Origin of the sequence: Sphingobacterium sp. UBA7855, assembly GCA_002500745.1 — a bacterium.
Lineage (GTDB): Bacteria > Bacteroidota > Bacteroidia > Sphingobacteriales > Sphingobacteriaceae > Sphingobacterium.
Genome location: DLST01000020.1, coordinates 261,036 through 277,997, shown reverse-complemented (window position 1 = coordinate 277,997; position 16,962 = coordinate 261,036). Strand labels below are relative to the sequence as shown.

The 16,962-nt window shown below is 37.5% G+C and carries 15 protein-coding genes; 11 read left to right on the top strand and 4 right to left on the bottom strand.

What is annotated here, in order from left to right:
- Positions 1-42: 42 nt before the first annotated feature.
- Together B2107_RS20540 and B2107_RS20535 are read right to left on the bottom strand one after the other, a co-directional pair.
- A complete protein-coding gene (locus B2107_RS20540) occupies positions 43-699 on the bottom strand; it encodes an NAD-dependent epimerase/dehydratase family protein (RefSeq protein ID WP_293957627.1) in 657 nt (218 codons plus the stop codon).
- A gap of 79 nt (positions 700-778) precedes the next feature.
- Positions 779-1,021, bottom strand: coding sequence for a hypothetical protein (locus tag B2107_RS20535; protein WP_293957626.1), 243 nt, complete (start codon positions 1,019-1,021; stop codon positions 779-781).
- A 194-nt stretch (positions 1,022-1,215) separates the two neighbouring features.
- On the opposite strand from B2107_RS20535, the gene B2107_RS20530 reads away from it, so the two are divergent.
- Complete coding sequence (locus B2107_RS20530) at positions 1,216-1,401, top strand: hypothetical protein (RefSeq protein WP_293957625.1); 186 nt, start codon at positions 1,216-1,218, stop codon at positions 1,399-1,401.
- A gap of 51 nt (positions 1,402-1,452) precedes the next feature.
- Here B2107_RS20530 and B2107_RS20525 read toward each other — a convergent pair whose 3' ends face one another.
- Complete coding sequence (locus B2107_RS20525; RefSeq protein ID WP_293957624.1) at positions 1,453-1,905, bottom strand: Lrp/AsnC family transcriptional regulator; 453 nt, start codon at positions 1,903-1,905, stop codon at positions 1,453-1,455.
- A gap of 119 nt (positions 1,906-2,024) precedes the next feature.
- Between B2107_RS20525 and rocD the strand changes: the two genes are divergently transcribed.
- From rocD to B2107_RS20490, 7 genes are all read left to right on the top strand, one after another.
- Positions 2,025-3,284 carry an ornithine--oxo-acid transaminase gene (gene rocD / locus B2107_RS20520; protein ID WP_293957623.1) on the top strand — a complete coding sequence of 420 codons (1,260 nt, stop codon included), beginning with the start codon at positions 2,025-2,027 and terminating at the stop codon, positions 3,282-3,284.
- 3 nt (positions 3,285-3,287) lie between these two features.
- A complete protein-coding gene (locus tag B2107_RS20515; protein ID WP_293957622.1) occupies positions 3,288-4,253 on the top strand; it encodes an arginase in 966 nt (321 codons plus the stop codon).
- Positions 4,254-4,454: 201 nt separating this feature from the next.
- Positions 4,455-6,077 (top strand): tetratricopeptide repeat protein, encoded by a 1,623-nt coding sequence (locus B2107_RS20510; protein ID WP_293957621.1) that lies wholly within the window; start codon positions 4,455-4,457, stop codon positions 6,075-6,077.
- 206 nt (positions 6,078-6,283) lie between these two features.
- Positions 6,284-9,070, top strand: a complete 2,787-nt coding sequence (locus B2107_RS20505) for a TonB-dependent receptor (RefSeq protein ID WP_293957620.1) — start codon at positions 6,284-6,286, stop codon at positions 9,068-9,070.
- Between the two features lie 150 nt (positions 9,071-9,220).
- Positions 9,221-10,483 (top strand): right-handed parallel beta-helix repeat-containing protein, encoded by a 1,263-nt coding sequence (locus B2107_RS20500; protein WP_293957619.1) that lies wholly within the window; start codon positions 9,221-9,223, stop codon positions 10,481-10,483.
- Positions 10,484-10,496: 13 nt separating this feature from the next.
- Complete coding sequence (locus B2107_RS20495; RefSeq protein WP_293957618.1) at positions 10,497-11,567, top strand: phytase; 1,071 nt, start codon at positions 10,497-10,499, stop codon at positions 11,565-11,567.
- Positions 11,568-11,780: 213 nt separating this feature from the next.
- On the top strand, positions 11,781-12,446 hold the full coding sequence (locus tag B2107_RS20490) for a response regulator (protein WP_293957617.1): 666 nt from the start codon (positions 11,781-11,783) through the stop codon (positions 12,444-12,446).
- Positions 12,447-12,501: 55 nt separating this feature from the next.
- On the opposite strand, the gene lgt is transcribed toward B2107_RS20490, so the two are convergent.
- Positions 12,502-13,317, bottom strand: coding sequence for a prolipoprotein diacylglyceryl transferase (gene lgt, locus B2107_RS20485; protein WP_293957616.1), 816 nt, complete (start codon positions 13,315-13,317; stop codon positions 12,502-12,504).
- A 114-nt stretch (positions 13,318-13,431) separates the two neighbouring features.
- On the opposite strand from lgt, the gene B2107_RS20480 reads away from it, so the two are divergent.
- The 3 genes from B2107_RS20480 (at position 13,432) to B2107_RS20470 (ending at position 16,960) form a co-directional block, all read left to right on the top strand.
- Positions 13,432-15,354 (top strand): sensor histidine kinase, encoded by a 1,923-nt coding sequence (locus B2107_RS20480; protein ID WP_293957615.1) that lies wholly within the window; start codon positions 13,432-13,434, stop codon positions 15,352-15,354.
- 13 nt (positions 15,355-15,367) lie between these two features.
- Entirely contained in the window at positions 15,368-16,105 is a 738-nt protein-coding gene (locus B2107_RS20475; protein WP_293957614.1) for a LytR/AlgR family response regulator transcription factor, read from the top strand.
- Between the two features lie 114 nt (positions 16,106-16,219).
- The gene (locus B2107_RS20470) at positions 16,220-16,960 is read left to right on the top strand and encodes an ImuA family protein (RefSeq protein ID WP_293957613.1); all 741 of its coding nucleotides are present in this window, start codon (positions 16,220-16,222) and stop codon (positions 16,958-16,960) included.
- Positions 16,961-16,962 lie beyond the last annotated feature (2 nt).

The window sequence follows — 16,962 nt, the reverse complement described above, 5'->3', positions numbered from 1 at the left end:
TTTATCCAAGTTTTCCGTTAGCAGAAATAAAGTGGCTTCTAACTATCCAATGGTTTCTGTCGCTAATTCCTTAATTTCTTCTACGGTTAGCGTATGATTGCCTTCCATATAGTGGTTGATCGCTTGTAACATGGCATTTGAAACCTGCACTACAGACAACGCCTGGTATGCTTTTAACAAGCCTATCTTATTGAAGATACGAAGCGCAGTTATCGCAGCTTTTTCACCAAGGCGATCGGTATTCGGCCGGATCAGTGCGCCTGGCTGTACTATAATAAGTCTATTGAAATTAAGGGCCTTAACATCTTGCTCAAGGCTCCCTTTCATGCGGTTGTAGAAAAATTTCGATGTGGGATCAGCGTGTACAGCCGACAACAAGATAAAGGTAGAAAGACCATTTTTCTTTGCCAATGCTGCGAATTGCAAATTAAGATCGTGATCGATTTTCCATTGTGCTTCTTTACTTCCTGCATCCTTTAATGTGGTGCCAAGACATGAAATACCAACATCGCCCTGAATGTGTTGTTCAAAGTCAGTTAAATGATCAAAATCAACGATGACCTGTTTTAATTTGGTATGCTCCTCGAAAGAGATGCGCCGTAATAAAACAACAATTTCTGTAATTTTGTCATATTTCATCATCAATTGAACAAGCGCCCTTCCTGTAGCACCTGAACCACCAATTAAAACTACCTTCATTGTTTCTGTTCGTTATTTCGTTGATAATAAAGTTGAATGAATTGTCTTGCTCAGCGTGATTTGCTCTGATGACACCGTATCAATCTCTGTAATTGGGTTTTCCAGGAGTAAAACGAACAATGGATTGATCCAATCGGAGTGTATCTGCCACTGTAATAAGATCTTCCTCGACAATAAAATTTTGATCTAGAGCGGTTTTTATCGTCGTAAAATCCTCTTGATCTGCATCCTGGAAATATAGAAGGGATTGGATGGTCGATACAGCTACAAGTTCGAGTAATTCATCTTCACCTTCGCGTCCAACATAAAAAAAATCTGCCATAATAATTATATATGATGTTATACGAAGATACCTTTTTATTTTTGAAATTCGTCAATTAACCCGACAACTCGTTGAGTTGCGAAAGCGAGTATTTAAAAAGTAAACTGAAATTTTAGTTTACTTGGTAGCCATAGTAAAATACATTATATTTGATAGAGACATGTTGAGATTACTAACAATAAGTTTTTATAAAGATGGATAAAGAGCAGGTACAAAATTGGTTGGATAATGGATATGACCTCATTCATCATGGAAGGCCAGTAAAGGTTGAAGGTGATTTATGGGAATACATTGATGGGTTAGGAAGCTATGAAAATGTATATGTATTGCGAGAATTGATCTACTGGACTGAAGAAGAATTGGCGAATATTGGTAGGTAATGTGGAGACCCTGAAATTTATCTTCAGGATCCCGTAGCTATCTCTTCGTAATTAAAATATCATATTACGTTTGAAAGCACAGCCTAATTCAATGATCGAATCCGTTTTTGCAATCCCAGGAATGCTGTCAATTTTTTCATACAGCAATTGTCGCATATGTTCGTGGTTCTTAGCAATAATTTTTACATATAGCGTGTAATTGCCCGTAATGTAATAGCATTCTGTAACTTCTGGTATTTTCTTAAGTTCTTCAATAATTCGGCTCGAATCATGGTCTTTTTCTAAACTTAACCCTGTAAAAGCACCCCAATCATAGCCTAGCTTTTTTTCATTTAATACAGGCTTTATACCGGCCAGTATTCCTTGCTCCGTCAAGCGGATGATTCGTTGATGAATCATGGTATTGGAAACTCCCATAGCAGTCGCTATCGCAGAGTAGGCCATTCGTCCATCTTGTTCTAAATATTTCAAAATCTGGCGGTCGAATTCATCAATACTATTCATTTTTTTATCCGTTTAAAAGGTAATTTTACTATTTTAGCGCTAATTTAGTGTAAAATTTATTTTTTTTAATAATAAAATAGTGAATTTGTATATTTGTTTTTATTTAAAAAATCTGAATTATGAGTACAGTTGTTAAACACGGTAAGGGCGATTTATTCATTGCCAAAGAAGAAAAATACGGAGCGCACAATTATCATCCTCTTCCAGTCGTATTGGAGCGCGCTGAAGGCGTCTTGGTGTGGGATGTGGATGGAAGGGCCTATTTTGATTTCCTTTCCGCATATTCTGCAGTCAATCAGGGACACTGTCATCCAAGAATAATTCATGCCTTAAAAGAACAGGCTGAGCAATTGACACTCACTTCCAGAGCATTTTATAATAATAAATTGGGTGATTTTGAGGAAATGCTCTGTCAACTATTCGGATTCGATAAGGCATTAGTGATGAATTCGGGAGTAGAAGCGGTAGAAACAGCAATGAAGCTTTGCCGTAAATGGGCTTACCAAGTAAAAGGTATAGTACCTAATCAAGCGAAAATTGTCTTTGCCAAGGATAATTTTCATGGCAGGACAATCTCTGTTATATCCGCATCGAATGATAATACAGCAACACATGAATTTGGCCCCTTTTTAGAAGGCATAGTACTCGTTCCGTATAACGATGTTGATGCGCTAGAACAGTTATTTAAAGCAGATAAAAATATTGCCGGTTTTATTGTTGAGCCGATTCAGGGCGAAGCGGGTATTGTCGTTCCGGATGAGGATTATCTAAAGCGAGTTAGAAAATTATGTACAGCATACAACGTCTTGTTTATTGCAGACGAAATTCAAACGGGTATTGCTCGGACAGGAAGTATGTTGGCGTCCTATAATATTGAAGATGAGCATAGCGATAGTAAACCAGATGTTTTGATTTTGGGCAAAGCTTTATCTGGCGGTGTATTGCCGGTATCGGCAGTGTTGGCAAATGATTCCATTATGTTGTGTATTAAACCGGGCGAACATGGTTCTACCTATGGCGGGAATCCATTAGCCTGTGCAGTAGCTATGGAAGCGCTAAATATTGTGCGGGATGAAAATTTGACGCAACGGGCGTTTAAGATGGGGGCATTGTTTTTGGATGGGTTGCGTCAGATTGCTGCCAAGTGTACGTTAATTACAGAAGTGCGCGGGAAGGGGCTCTTGACAGCCATTGTAATTGATGCGGATGAAGAAAGTGATTTGGCCTGGAATATCTGTCTCAAATTTAAAGAAAATGGACTTTTAGCGAAGCCTACACATGGTAACAAAATTCGGTTGGCTCCGCCTTTGGTTATTACAAAAGAGCAGGTGGAGACTTGCCTAGAAATCATTGAGCGATCGTTGACTAATTTTAAATAGTGTATGGAGAGAATGATTGAATTGATCAAAAACAGGTCGGATATCGGAGCAGGGACTAGGGGGTCAGATCTGGGCATCGACGCCATCGAGATAGCTGCAATTAATAAAGGAAGTCAATATTTCATTAACTATCCATTTGTTGATGTGCCCACTCGAAATAGCTCCATTTATCAAAATGATCATCATCCTTTTGCAAAACATATTCAGCAGATTTATGAACAATGCAAACAAGTAGCTTCCACCGTCGAAGATAGCTTATCCTGCGGCAATTTTCCATTGGTGTTTTCAGGGGATCATTCCTCCGCAATGGGGACCATTAGTGGTATAAAGTCCGCTTATCCTGATAAACAACTTGGTGTGGTCTGGGTAGATGCCCATGCCGATATTCATTCTCCCTATACAACACCCTCAGGCAATATGCATGGAATGCCTTTAGCGGCGATGTTGAATGAGGATAATTTGCCATGCAAAATCAATGAAATAGACGAATCGACACAAGAATTTTGGAATAAATTAAAACGAATAGCTGGCCCGGTAGGTAAAATACAGTCCAGTCATTTAATTTATTTTGGTGTGAGGGATACGGAAGAACCGGAAGATCTGCTCATTGAACGACTTGGCATTAAGAACTATCGTGTGGAAGATACGAGACAGCGGGGAATAACCGACTGTGTGGCTGAAGCATTGGAAATCCTGGAAGCATGTGATATGGTATATATCTCTTTTGATGTGGATAGTATGGATAGTGAATTGATCTCGGATGGCACAGGAACACCAGTACCTAAGGGGTTTTTGCCAAGGGAGATTGTGTTGATTTTAGAAGAGATCATCCGATCTGGAAAGGTGATTTGTTTTGAAATTGTTGAAGTTAATCCGTTATTGGACAACAAAGGTAATAAAATGGCAGAGGTGGCATTTGATATATTAGAACGGATCACGCCGCTCATTGAATTGAAATCGGGTAATTAACCGGTTTTGGGATTGTCTATTTTCAAGCCCTTTTATTGATGTGTATCGTCAACAAAAGGGCTTTTTTAATAGTATATCGTTGAGCTTGTCGAATAAAAATAACATAGCCTTCCTTATGTTAAAACGCGTATTGCTTTATGTGATTTAATATTGTGTTAACATGTTTCATGTACATTTGCAATTCGATTATTTACGTTAAATATGAGGATTTCTGATAAAATTGTTTTGTTTCTACTTTGTTTTATACAGCTTTTTTTGTGGCACCCGGGTACTGCGCAGGTTGAATCCTTTAAGGATATTAGAGGATTAAGTCAAAACCATCCTGATTCTGCAATTATGCTCGTCAAAAAACGTTATGCAAAAGCTGTTACGGATAAAGACTTATTGTTACAAGCCAATTGTTTACAGGCGATTGGATGGTTATGTGTTAATCAGGGACATTATGGACAGGCGCAGGACTACTATTTTCAAGCCGATCGAATCTACACGCAATTAAATTCAAAACAGCATCTTGCTTCGAATTGGAGTGATATCGGGGAGCTCAATATTTTCAACAAACAACATGATGTAGCGAAAGTTTATTTTAACAAAGCACTACATACTTTTCGAACAGAAGGGGATAAAAATGGAGCGGCAGGCACATTAGGGAATATAGGTCATTTATTTGAAAAGGAAGCGAACTACGACTCCGCCTTTTTCTACCAGCATCTTGCTTTGTCCATTTATAGCAGTGTGGGTAATAAAAATGGAGAAGCCAAGATCCATGAAAATCTGGGCAGTATTTATGAAGATCTTGCCAGGTATGACAGCGCTTTTTTTTATTTTGAAAAAGCAAGTACCCTCTATACGGAAACAAAAGACAATTATGGAAAAATTGTGGTCATCAATAATATGGGCGATATTTTTAGAAAGACCAATAAATATCCAGAAAGTATCAAACTGACACGATTGGCTTATCAGATGGCGGAAAATTTGGGTGATGTGTATCAAATGGCTGCTACGACAAAAGATTTGAGTAGGACTTACGCCTTGCGTGGCCAAATGGATAGCGCATATTTTTATGCCGAAAAGAGCCGGAAGTTGGTGCTTGAACTATATAGCGTAGATGGTGCTCGACATACCGCTTTTTTTCAGGCGCTCTACGATATAAATCAAAAAGCTGAGGAGATTGAAAAATTGCAGGTAACAAAAAGAATCAACTTAATCATGCTGTGGGGAACAATCGTGGTTCTAATTTTGTTAATTGTATTATCTTATGTATTGCATAGCCGCCAGAAAATTAAGATCAAAAATCAGATCGCCGAATCCCGAAAACAGGAAGCTGAACGCGAGTTGACCGAAATTGCACTTAAAAACCAGTTGCTTGAAGATAAACAGCTCAAGCAAGAACTGTCGCTCAAGCAAAAGGAATTGACATCCCATACCTTAAATTTAATCCGTAATAATCAATTTTTGGAAGAACTTCGTGATGAATTAAAAGGAATGGTTAAGGACGAACGCCGGGATCAAAAACGACAAATGCAGAAGTTGGTGTTGCAAATCAATGAAAATATTACGCAGGGCATCCATTGGAAAGAGTTTATGGGAACTTTCGAAAAGGTGCATCACAGCTTTTTTGAAAAACTTATTCAACGATTTCCAGATTTGACGGCAGCGGATATGCGGTTAATCGCATTGCTTAAAATAAATTTGAATAATATCGATATTGCCGTCTTGTTGGGCATATCACAAGATAGCCTTCGTGTTGCCAGACATCGATTGCGAAAAAAATTAAGACTGGAACAAGGGGAGGACCTCGCGGGCTATCTTGTTGGGATTTCATAATTTTTTAACACAGGGGTAATAGAATGTTAATGGCGCTTAAATTGCGTTTAAGCTACTGTTTATTAGTTGTTTAGTAGTGTCTGTTTCCTCGCTGTATAGCCGACTTTCTACCTTGTTTCCTTGTTGTAACGCTCGATATTTTGTGTGATTAAAATTGGCTGCCATCTTTGCAACAACAATCAAAGATTCATAATAATCTAAGCAAAATGAAAAACTTTTTAACGGTATTACTTGCCTCCAGTATTTCGGTCAGCGCTGCTTATGCGACCAAAATCAAAGGTAAGGTATTGGATGGTCAAACTGGTGAAGCTATTGCCGGTGCAACAGTGTTCTTGGAACAGCGTGGGCTATCGACCAAAACACAATTGGATGGTTCGTTTGAATTCAAAGGATTATCTGCAGGTGTGGATAAGATTCATATCAAGCATATGGCCTATGCCGAATTAATTAAAGAAATCGAAATTCAAAAAGAAAATACACCTCATTTTATTTTTCAGCTGACATCTACCGAACAGACATTAATGGAAGTAACCATAAAGGGACGTCGGAATGGAGGGGATGATGATCCTAGTGCAAGGCGTTTGGAAAAGAATGCGTCACAAATTATGAATGTTGTTTCGGCGCGTGCAATAGAGATTTCTCCGGATATCACCGTTGCTAATGTTGTACAGCGTGTTTCGGGTGTATCCATAGAAAGAAATTCGAATGGCGAGGGGCAATATGCTATTCTGAGAGGGATGGATAAACGTTACAATACCACTTTAGTGAATGGTGTAAAGGTTCCAAGTCCGGATAATAAATACCGTTATGTCCCTTTGGATTTATTTCCTTCAGATATGTTGGAACGCTTAGAAGTCTACAAGTCGCTAACACCAAATATGGAAGCCGATGCGGTGGGTGGAGTTGTCAATATGGTTATGAAATCGGCGCCGACTAAATTATTGCTTCAAGCAAATTTGGCAACAGGCTACAGCCAACGTTATTTTAATCGTGATTTTGGAAGCTTTTCAACAGGCGGAACCTCGGCTAAATCTCCCTACGAACAGCATGGGAAGAATTACAATGCAACCGCTGCTGATTTTAATAGGGGGGCATTAGATTATACCTATAAAAAGCCCCTTCCAGACCTTGTCGGCAATTTGACAATAGGCAATCGGTATTTGGATGATAAATTGGGCGTTATTTTGGGTGCAAGTTATCAAAATTTACATCGAGGTAGTCGTTCTATTTTCTACAAATCGGCTGTCGTTGGCGTAAATCCAAATGCGGTAATTACTGAGCAGAGTGATCGTCAATATGATGAACAGCAACAACGCTTAGGTTTGCATAACAAGGTCGACTATCGATTTAATCCAAATCATCGGGTTAGCTTTTATCAAATGTATGTGAATTTAAATAACATGCAATTGCGTGATGCGGTAAATACGATATATAATGGTCAGTATGATCCAAGTATTGGTAAAGCCGAACTGACCTATGTGACAAGAAGCCGGAAAACACAGCAACAGATCTACAATGGTACCCTACAGGGGGATCATCATTTTTTAGATAATCGTCTGAATGTCCGTTGGTCAGGTGTGCTTTCTTCAGCGCGCAATCAATTGCCACAAAATACGATGATCAGTTTGGATGGAGTAGAAGAAAATTTTGAACGTAAAAGGACTTCGCTCGTCAATAAATCTCCTGTAACCTATCGTTGGGAGCGGAATACCGATAATGATCATGCAGGCTATTGGGATGTAGCTTATAAAGTTCCAATGGAAAACAGTAAGCTGGAGCTATCGACCGGAGGTTTGTATCGTGATAAACAGCGTAGTAGTTTTTACAATAACTACAACTTATCACCAGCTTCGGCAGAAGAGGCAAAGTATAAATACGGCGTGGATTTTCAGCGCTATACCGATCTCAATTTGACTGTTACCAATCCTACTGGAGCTGTCGCAAATCCATTAACTTACGACGCCGGTGAAAAAACCACAGCAGTGTATGGCATGTTTAATTATGAGAATGACAAATGGCAGATGATCGGTGGGATCCGGATGGAGCATAGCAATCAGCATTATAAATTATTGTTTCCGGCTGGAGAAAAAAGACCGGAAGGATCACAAATGTATACAGAGTGGCTGCCAAGTTTGACCATGAAATATCATTTGGACGAAAAACAACAGCTTCATGCGGCCTATTATCGTGCGTTAAACCGACCTGGATTTTATGAAATTGTACCCTCAAGTGTGGTTAACGAAGAGTTTTTAGAAAAAGGAAACCCAGATCTAAAACATGCCTTAGCAGATAACTTCGATTTAAGGTATGAATTATTCCCTGAAGCTTCCTCTCAATTTCTTGTGGGTATGTTTTACAAGAAAATCAAAAATCCAATTGAATATACCTTTCAACCGGATGAGCTTCGTAAGCAGGATGTATACTACACCCCCGGTAATTTTGGTAACGCCAACAACTTTGGTCTTGAGGTTGATTATATCAAGTATATCCAGAAATTTGGTGTTAAGGCCAATTATACCTATACCCATTCACGTATAACAACCGCTAAGATGTCACGTCGAATCAATGAGACCACACAGGATCCTGAAGCGATTATCGTGGATCAAACGAGACCGTTATATGGGCAAGCTGCACATGTGGCCAATCTATCGCTACTTTACAAAGATGCTAATAATGGCTGGGAAGGACAGCTAGCTGGATCTTATACCGGCTCACGCATCAATACAGTGTCGCAATTTTTGAACGATGATTTATGGCAAAAAGGATTTGTTCAGTTAGATGCTTCTATTGAGAAGAAATTTAAAGCTGGTTGGGCCATTTTTGCCAAAGCCAACAACATCTTGAATACAGCAATGGAATTGTATGTGAAAGGAACAAATCCCGAAAATGAGAAGATTGCTGAAAAGCTTATTGAAGGCGGAAATACGTTGATTAGAAAGGATTTGTATGGACAGAACTATATCCTTGGTTTACGTTATTCGTTTAATAAATAATAGAGCCGCGTAAAACAGGCCATGTTTTAATCTGAACATGTGCAACGTGAAATAACAACAGTTTGTTTCGGTGAAGCTTTCACTTTTTTGGAAAGCCAATGTTTTGGATAAGTGAAAGCTAATTCATCATTAAAAATTAAATATATACAGATGAAAAATAAATGTATTTTATCGTTTCTAGCGTTTTTTATCGTGGTGCTAAGTGCCTGTGAAAAAGCAAATATTGATGTTGATACTTCTGATGCTGATGGAAGTGCTATAGGTGAGGTCTCCGGTGTGTGGAGCAAAGGGAGTGTGCAGCATATCAAGGGAGATATTATTATTCCCGAAGGCAAGAGCCTGACGATTGAGGAAGGTGTAACCGTATTGATGGATTCTGTCAATAAGCCTGAAATTGTTGTTTTGGGTAATTTGTATGCACTTGGTACAGCCGAAAATCCTGTCAAGTTTACGGTTGAAAATGGATATAAGACGAAGACGAATGAATTTGGCAAGTTATGGGGCGGAATTTTAGCCGCTCCAAGCTGCCAGGAACTTGTTTTGGACAATACCGTCATTGAATATGGCGGTGCAATTACATCGGATGCGTCGACTTCTGTAAAAATGGGCTTGTATAAAAAAGTTTCTGGTGAGGCTTTGCCAGCTTTGTGGTTCTCAAATCCAGACGGAAAGCTAGTGGTTCAAAATAGTACTGTAAGTCATTTTCACGAGGATTGTACGTATATTGAAGGTGGAAAAATCATTTTCGCTAACAATCGTTTCTTTTCTAATGGGGTGACAGGTGGAGAAGCGATGAATTTCAAATCCGGATGTCTTGCCGATGTTGCTTATAACCTCGTGTATAGTGTAAATACCAATGCATTAAAACTATCCAACTCGGGAGACCGTACACCGCAGGCTTATATTATTGTTTATAATAATACCATGCTCAATACAGGGTGGCGCAGACCTACAGCCAAAGGAGGCTCCATATGGCTAGAAGCTTCTGTCAGAGCGGAAATTTACAATAATCTTTTTGCCAATACACGGTTTGGAGTCAAGCGTGATCCTAAAAAACCAGAAGATAGCCGTTCTGTGTCAGGTAATAATTGGTATTATGGCTACGGTCAATTGACTGTAGATCAGTTTCAGGTCGGTAAAAATGATATTGTAGGCGGTAGTAACGATGTTAGAGGTAAAGTGGCAGGGGAGAATAATCCCAAATTTGTTTCTTATCCGTTAGAAACATCGGTTGACAATTACGTATTTGATTCAACCTGGGATTTTCATCTTCAGGGGAATTCACCGGCATTAAAGGCCGGTACTTTGGCTTTTAAACCCCATTTTACGAGCGGCCTGGTGATGTCAAACGGGCTAACATATAATTCTCCTCAGCCTGCAGCGTATGTTGGGGCATTGGGTTCCAAATTCTAATTTACTTCATATCATGACAAATTTAAAAACACTACTAACACTAACTTTGGGAGCATCAACCCTGCTTCAAATGGCATGCAAAAATGGCCAAACAAATAGCGTAGAATCAATCAAACCCGTTATTGTGACCGATGCTGTACGTTATGATTCGGATGATCCTGCAATTTGGATCAACAAGAGCGATCCGAGCAAGAGTCTGATTATAGCAACGGATAAAGATGCCGATGGAGCTTTATTCGTGTACGATCTACAGGGTAAAACGGTCAAAGAAAAAGTAGTTTCGAATTTAAAACGACCAAACAATGTTGATGTAGCCTACGGTTTGGTATTGGGGGGGAAACCTGTTGATATCGCTGTCACAACAGAGCGTATGACCCATAAATTGCGTATTTTTTCACTACCTGACATGAAGCCGATCGATCAAGGGGGATTAGATATGTTTGTTGGTGAAACTGAGCCTGAATTCAGAGATCTGATGGGTATTGCCCTATATACTTCTCCAAAAGGAGAGATCTATGCTATTGTTGGCCGAAAAAATGGACCAAAAGAAGGCTATTTGGGTCAATATTTATTGGAGGATAATGGTTCTGGTTCGGTAAAAGCTACATTGGTTCGCAAATTTGGTTCATTTAGTGGAAAGAAAGAGATCGAGGCGATAGCGGTGGACAATGAGCTTGGGTATATATACTATTCTGATGAACAGGTTGGCGTAAAACAATACTATGCGGATCCAGCAAAGGGCAACGAACAGTTGGCATTGTTTGCTACGGCAGGTTTTAAAGAAGATCATGAAGGTATTTCGATTTATAAAGTGACCGACAGTACTGGATATATCTTGGTATCGGACCAGGGTGCAAATCGTTTTCAGGTTTTTAGTCGGGAAGGAACCAAAAGCAATCCTTTCGAACATAAATATCTGAAGACTGTGCCAGTTATGTCAACACAAAGTGATGGTTCAGAAACTACCTCTTTTAATTTAAATGACACCTTCAAACATGGCTTGTTTGTTGTTATGAGTGACGATAAAACATTCCATTATTATCGATGGGAAGATATTGCCGGAGCCGATCTGAAGAAGAAATAGTTACAGAATAAGTTGGTTTGCAACAGTTGTGATCCGATTTGCAACTGTTGCTCATTTGTGTTTGAATCGATGCGTGAGCAGAAATTTGTATCTTTATTCTGTTTATGCATTTTGTTTCTTTTTTTATTCCAAATCATGAAATAGTGTAAACCGTCATTTTGATAAAGATTTGGAAGTGGATAGAATCGAATATTTATTTAATAGCTTTAGAAAATGAATACGGTTAAAATACTATTGGTTGAAGATCATATGGTCGTGCGTAATGGTATTAAACTACTTTTGGAATCTCAGGGAGAATTTAAAGTAATAGGAGAAGCCTCTGGTGGTACAGAGGCATTGTCTCAATTGGCGGACGGAGTAGTGCCAGATATTGTTTTGACGGATGTAAGCATGGAATTAATGGATGGGATTGAGCTGTTAAAGAATATCAGGCAAAAATATCCATTTGTCAAAGTTGTGATATTGTCTATGATCAGTCAAATTTGTTATGTTGTTGAGGGTTTTAAAAATGGATTGTCAGGATACTTGCTAAAGAATATCGATTATAATGAATTACTTTTTGGATTAAAGCATGTAGCCGAAGGTGGCCGATATATAAGTGAAGAAATTAGCATAGCACTGCTTGAGCAAGTGTCTTCGGATCGACTGTGTATTGATAATGGTGCTAATATCATCCTGGAGCTGGATTTAAATGAGCGAGAGCTAGAAGTGCTCGAATTGATTGCGGATGGTTTTACAAATCTAGAAATTGCCGATAAAATCTTTTTGAGTAAGCGTACTGTAGAAGGGTATCGTCAGAACTTGCTCGATAAAACAAAAGTGAAAAATACAGCAGAATTGGTCAAATATGCTTTTCAGCATGGCTTATTAAAAAAATGATAATTGATGTTTTTACATGTATTCACAAGGTAATGCATGGGGGGGAGGTATTATATTAATTTACTTTTACTGATTTCTTAAAACGATTGTAAATAAATACACATACTCCAATAACAATAAAGGGTAGACTAAGTATTTGCCCCATATTGATGAATAAGGAGTCTTCAAAATGTTCTTGATTTACTTTCAAAAATTCATCCAAAAACCGGAATGAAAATAGCAATATCAGCAATAGAGAGAAATAATTGCCGTCGTTAATTCGAAACTGTTTTTCTTTCCACAATCGATATAATACTATGAATAACAAGAAGCAAAACAATGCTTCGTAAAGTTGTGCCGGATGTCTAGGTATGTCATCAATATGTGTAAATACAAAAGCCCAAGGCAAATCACTGACTTTCCCGATCATTTCGGAGTTAAATAAGTTGCCGAGACGGATACAGGCTCCTGCTAAGGGCACAACCAAAGCAATACGGTCTGCCACATGAAGAAATGGAAGGTGCTGTTTTTTTGCAAATAAATAGATTGCTGTAACGACGCCTATACCTCCACCATGGCTTGCTAGACCACCTTCCCATATCGCAACTATTTTTAAAGGATTATTTAAATAATAGCTCGGATCGTAAAAAATAACATGCCCCAACCTAGCGCCTATAATAGTGCCCAAGACAATGTACAAGGTGAGCTGATCTAAAAATTCGATTGTACGGCCTTCATTTCTTAATATTGATCTTGATACGCTATAACATAAAATAATACCTAATAACCAAAATAAACCATACCATCGAATTGGGTGGTCAATAATCGGAATGACGAAAATATCAGGATCTATTTTCCAAGTTATATAATTCAATATTTGATTACTTACCATATGTTTATTTATTGTGTTTTTTTAGGAGATAAGTATATCATAATGCTGTTTCGTTACACTTATCATAAAAAAAATAAATATAATTGTAAACAGATCGTTATATAAAGAATACGGATGATACAGAATTTGGCAAGATTTATTTTTTGTTTTCTATTGTTCCTATTGATGGTACAGTTGTTTTCCTGTCATCAAAATGGTAGGCAGCCCTCCAAAAATAATAAAGTGAGGGAAGATAATTCACTTACTTTAACCTATCAGGATACGTTACTAAAATATCTTTCTTTACAGGATTTTAAGGATCACACGATCATCAATAAGAAAGCAATAGAATTTGGGGAGGATCAGTATTTTAATAAATCTGGCTATAATTGGATTTTTTTAGCATATAACTACCTGCTACAGGATAAAATTGATTCTATTGAAATTGCATTGGATAACTTGGATGGGAAAGTGTCTCCAGATTTGTGTGTGCTGAAAGACTATTTTAGCATTAGAGCTAATTTTAGTTTTAATGATGTCACGAATATTGTTACGATGGAAAAAATGATCGATGCTAAGGAATATGCGTTAGAAATTAAAAGTAGGTTTAGCTTTCTTTTTTTTAATCTGTTGGCTAATGCAAACTATCGTCGCGCAGAATACAGACAAGCATTAAGAGATAATGAATCATGGTACTCTTATCACCCCAATAAATACGATCCTCATGTTGCCCAAGCATACCAGGAAATCAAATTTATGCAGTACATTGAATTACATGATGATAATAAATTAAAAGAAACATTGGATAGCTGTAAATATTACGCTAATAAAACGACGGATTCAGCGATAATCATGCGTATGTACAATCTGCAATCCCAATATTTCTTTAGCATCGGTAATAATCGACAAGCTGTTGAGGCATCCCAAAAGTATTTTAATTATTTATCTTCGAGCAAGATGCTCAATTCTTATGCTTATGCTAATTTGGCAAAAAATTTTTTAAATAATCATCAAATTGATTCGGCCATATATTATTTTAATGCAGGATTACAGTTTATCCGAACGCATAAAAGCAAGCAAAATAAATTGTTTTATTATCAGAATTTGCAATTAGCCTATGCATTAAAAGGAGATTATGAACAGGCTTATTTTACATTAGATTCTGCTTATCAAGATTATAAAAATAGTATAAAAAACATTGAAAATGATCGGATAAATGAGATTAATACGCGATATGAAACCGAGAAAAAAGACCAGGCTATAAAACTTCTGAAAACAACCAATGCTTTTAATTATCAGATTATGGTTCAACAGCGGTGGATTTTTGTCATTTTATTTGCCCTTATCTTTAGCCTTGCATTTTTTATCTATTATCGAAATAAGCAGAAATTATTGACAAATATAAATCAGCGTATTATTGCTGAAAATAGACAATTGATTTTAGAACAAAAAACACGGCAAAATCAGTTAAATCCACATTTTATTTATAACGCAATTGCTAATTTGCAAGGTTTGATCAGTAGCGAGCAAAAATCAAAAGCAAATCAATACCTCATCCTCTTATCCCGTCAAATTCGAGATATACTCGAATTAAATAGGGAAGAGTATATTTCTTTGGACCAAGAAATTAAGTCATTAAAGAATTATATACTTTTACAGCAGATGCGCTATCAAGATCTATTTGATTTTGAAATCGAGAAAGGTAATATTGATGTGGATGATGTCATGATTCCACCAATGTTAATACAGCCGTTTGTTGAAAACGCTATTGAACATGCTTTTAAAAATTTAAATTATCGTGGTTACTTACAGATTCTTTTTAGTCAGACGTCAGATCAATTGCATATTATTGTCAGTGACAATGGCAGGGGAGTGCAGTCTGATATGATAAATGCTAGGCATAAGACTTCTTTATCACAGATTATCACTAAAGAGCGTCTTGAGCTTTTGTTTAATGATCCGATGCAAAAAGCAACGATTGAAATAAAACCCAATTATAGGGAAGATAATAGAGGATATCGTGTAGAAATACATATCCCACTTATTTTTACATTTTAATTAAATACGTGAAATGATTAAAGTTTATATTCTTGAAGATGAGCATAATATCTATTTGTATATTAAGTCTTTATTAGATTCGATACCCTATGTTCAAATAGTAGGGTATAGCCCATCCATTGTTCAGGCAGAGCGCGAATTGCCAATATCCAATCCGGATCTTATTTTAGCTGATATTCAACTTAAAGACGGATCAAGTCTGTCCTTCCTTTCAGAGCTGAAATTGGACATCCATACTATTTTTATAACTGCCTTTAACCAGTATGCCATAGAAGCACTCAACATAGGTGCAATTGCTTATTTATTAAAGCCTCTTGTTCCAGAGCAATTTATCGAAGCAATTGAAAAATGTTATAAGAAAAGTACAGAATTTAGATTCAACAGTATGCAGTTAAGCATGGCTGAAAGCTATCTAAAGGCGCCTAGCAGGCCTCGGAAAATAGCGTTGCGTACATTTGAATATACCCAGATAGTCAATATTGATGATATTCTATATTGCCATGGTGACAAAGGTTATACCACATTTTATATTAAAGACAGCAAACCTATGATGGTTTCAAAAGTCCTCAAACATTTTGAAACCATGCTTCCAGAATCAGATTTTATCCGTTGCCATCAATCTTATTTAGTAAATGCAAACTACATAAAAAAGTATTATAAAGATGGGCAGATTGAAATGTCTGATGGTAAAATGATTCCCGTTGCGACTAGAAAAAAGGATGTTATCCAACAATTCCTGAATGAAATATAAGCCTTAAACTAACACATACCTCTTACATCAGCTTTATTACTAAAAAATGTAGCAGTATTCTTTATTGCTAAAATATTTAGTATTATATTTGTTTGTTATTAAATAGGAGGGGCTATGATGTTAGAAGAAAAACAGGCTTTGATCGGCAAGCTTAAAAGAGATCTGCTTGTCTGGCAGGGTGTACCTGAAAGGTCAGGTGATGAAATTGCTATGGATTTGGGACCTTTGGAAAAAGCTTTTCCAAATGGTACCTTTCCCAAAGGTGTAATACATGAATTTGTTAGTTTTAGCCGTATAGATAGTGCTGCATCCTGTGGTTTTATCGTTGGTATCCTTGGAAAACTAATGCGAAATGCTGGAATTTGTATATGGATAAGCTCAGTCCAAACCGTATTTCCGTCTGCAATCAGCACATTTGGGGTCGACCCTGCATCGATTGTTTTTGTTTCCATGCAGCAGCAAAAAGATGTTTTATGGGCGATGGAAGAAGCGTTGAAATGTCCTGGTATAACAGCAGTATTAGCCGAGATACATCAGCTGGATTTTGTTCAATCAAGACGGCTTCAACTTGCTGTTGAAAAAAGTAAAGTAACTGGTTTTATACTTCAACATAATCCGAAGCTATTGTTGGCCACCGCTTGTGCGGCACGATGGAAAGTCACTTCTTTGCCTAGTCAATCGATTGAGGGGTTACCCGGTATTGGCAACCCCTGTTGGAATGTCGAGCTGCTTAAAGTAAGAAATGGTACAACAGCCAAAGGAAAAATAGTTTGGACTCCGGAGGGCTTTAAAATATTATCCAACAAGGATATCGAGTCAGAAAATTGGAACTATAATTATCAAAATCTTGGTTAGTC

Coding starts and splice junctions, on each gene's coding strand:
- B2107_RS20525 (WP_293957624.1), bottom strand. CDS start 1,905: ATGAATAGTATTGATGAATTCGACCGCCAGATTTTGAAATATTTAGAA.
- lgt (WP_293957616.1), bottom strand. CDS start 13,317: ATGGTAAGTAATCAAATATTGAATTATATAACTTGGAAAATAGATCCT.
- B2107_RS20500 (WP_293957619.1), top strand. CDS start 9,221: ATGAAAAATAAATGTATTTTATCGTTTCTAGCGTTTTTTATCGTGGTG.
- B2107_RS20515 (WP_293957622.1), top strand. CDS start 3,288: ATGGAGAGAATGATTGAATTGATCAAAAACAGGTCGGATATCGGAGCA.
- B2107_RS20470 (WP_293957613.1), top strand. CDS start 16,220: ATGATGTTAGAAGAAAAACAGGCTTTGATCGGCAAGCTTAAAAGAGAT.
- B2107_RS20535 (WP_293957626.1), bottom strand. CDS start 1,021: ATGGCAGATTTTTTTTATGTTGGACGCGAAGGTGAAGATGAATTACTC.
- B2107_RS20480 (WP_293957615.1), top strand. CDS start 13,432: ATGATACAGAATTTGGCAAGATTTATTTTTTGTTTTCTATTGTTCCTA.
- rocD (WP_293957623.1), top strand. CDS start 2,025: ATGAGTACAGTTGTTAAACACGGTAAGGGCGATTTATTCATTGCCAAA.
- B2107_RS20490 (WP_293957617.1), top strand. CDS start 11,781: ATGAATACGGTTAAAATACTATTGGTTGAAGATCATATGGTCGTGCGT.
- B2107_RS20495 (WP_293957618.1), top strand. CDS start 10,497: ATGACAAATTTAAAAACACTACTAACACTAACTTTGGGAGCATCAACC.
- B2107_RS20475 (WP_293957614.1), top strand. CDS start 15,368: ATGATTAAAGTTTATATTCTTGAAGATGAGCATAATATCTATTTGTAT.
- B2107_RS20540 (WP_293957627.1), bottom strand. CDS start 699: ATGAAGGTAGTTTTAATTGGTGGTTCAGGTGCTACAGGAAGGGCGCTT.
- B2107_RS20505 (WP_293957620.1), top strand. CDS start 6,284: ATGAAAAACTTTTTAACGGTATTACTTGCCTCCAGTATTTCGGTCAGC.
- B2107_RS20510 (WP_293957621.1), top strand. CDS start 4,455: ATGAGGATTTCTGATAAAATTGTTTTGTTTCTACTTTGTTTTATACAG.
- B2107_RS20530 (WP_293957625.1), top strand. CDS start 1,216: ATGGATAAAGAGCAGGTACAAAATTGGTTGGATAATGGATATGACCTC.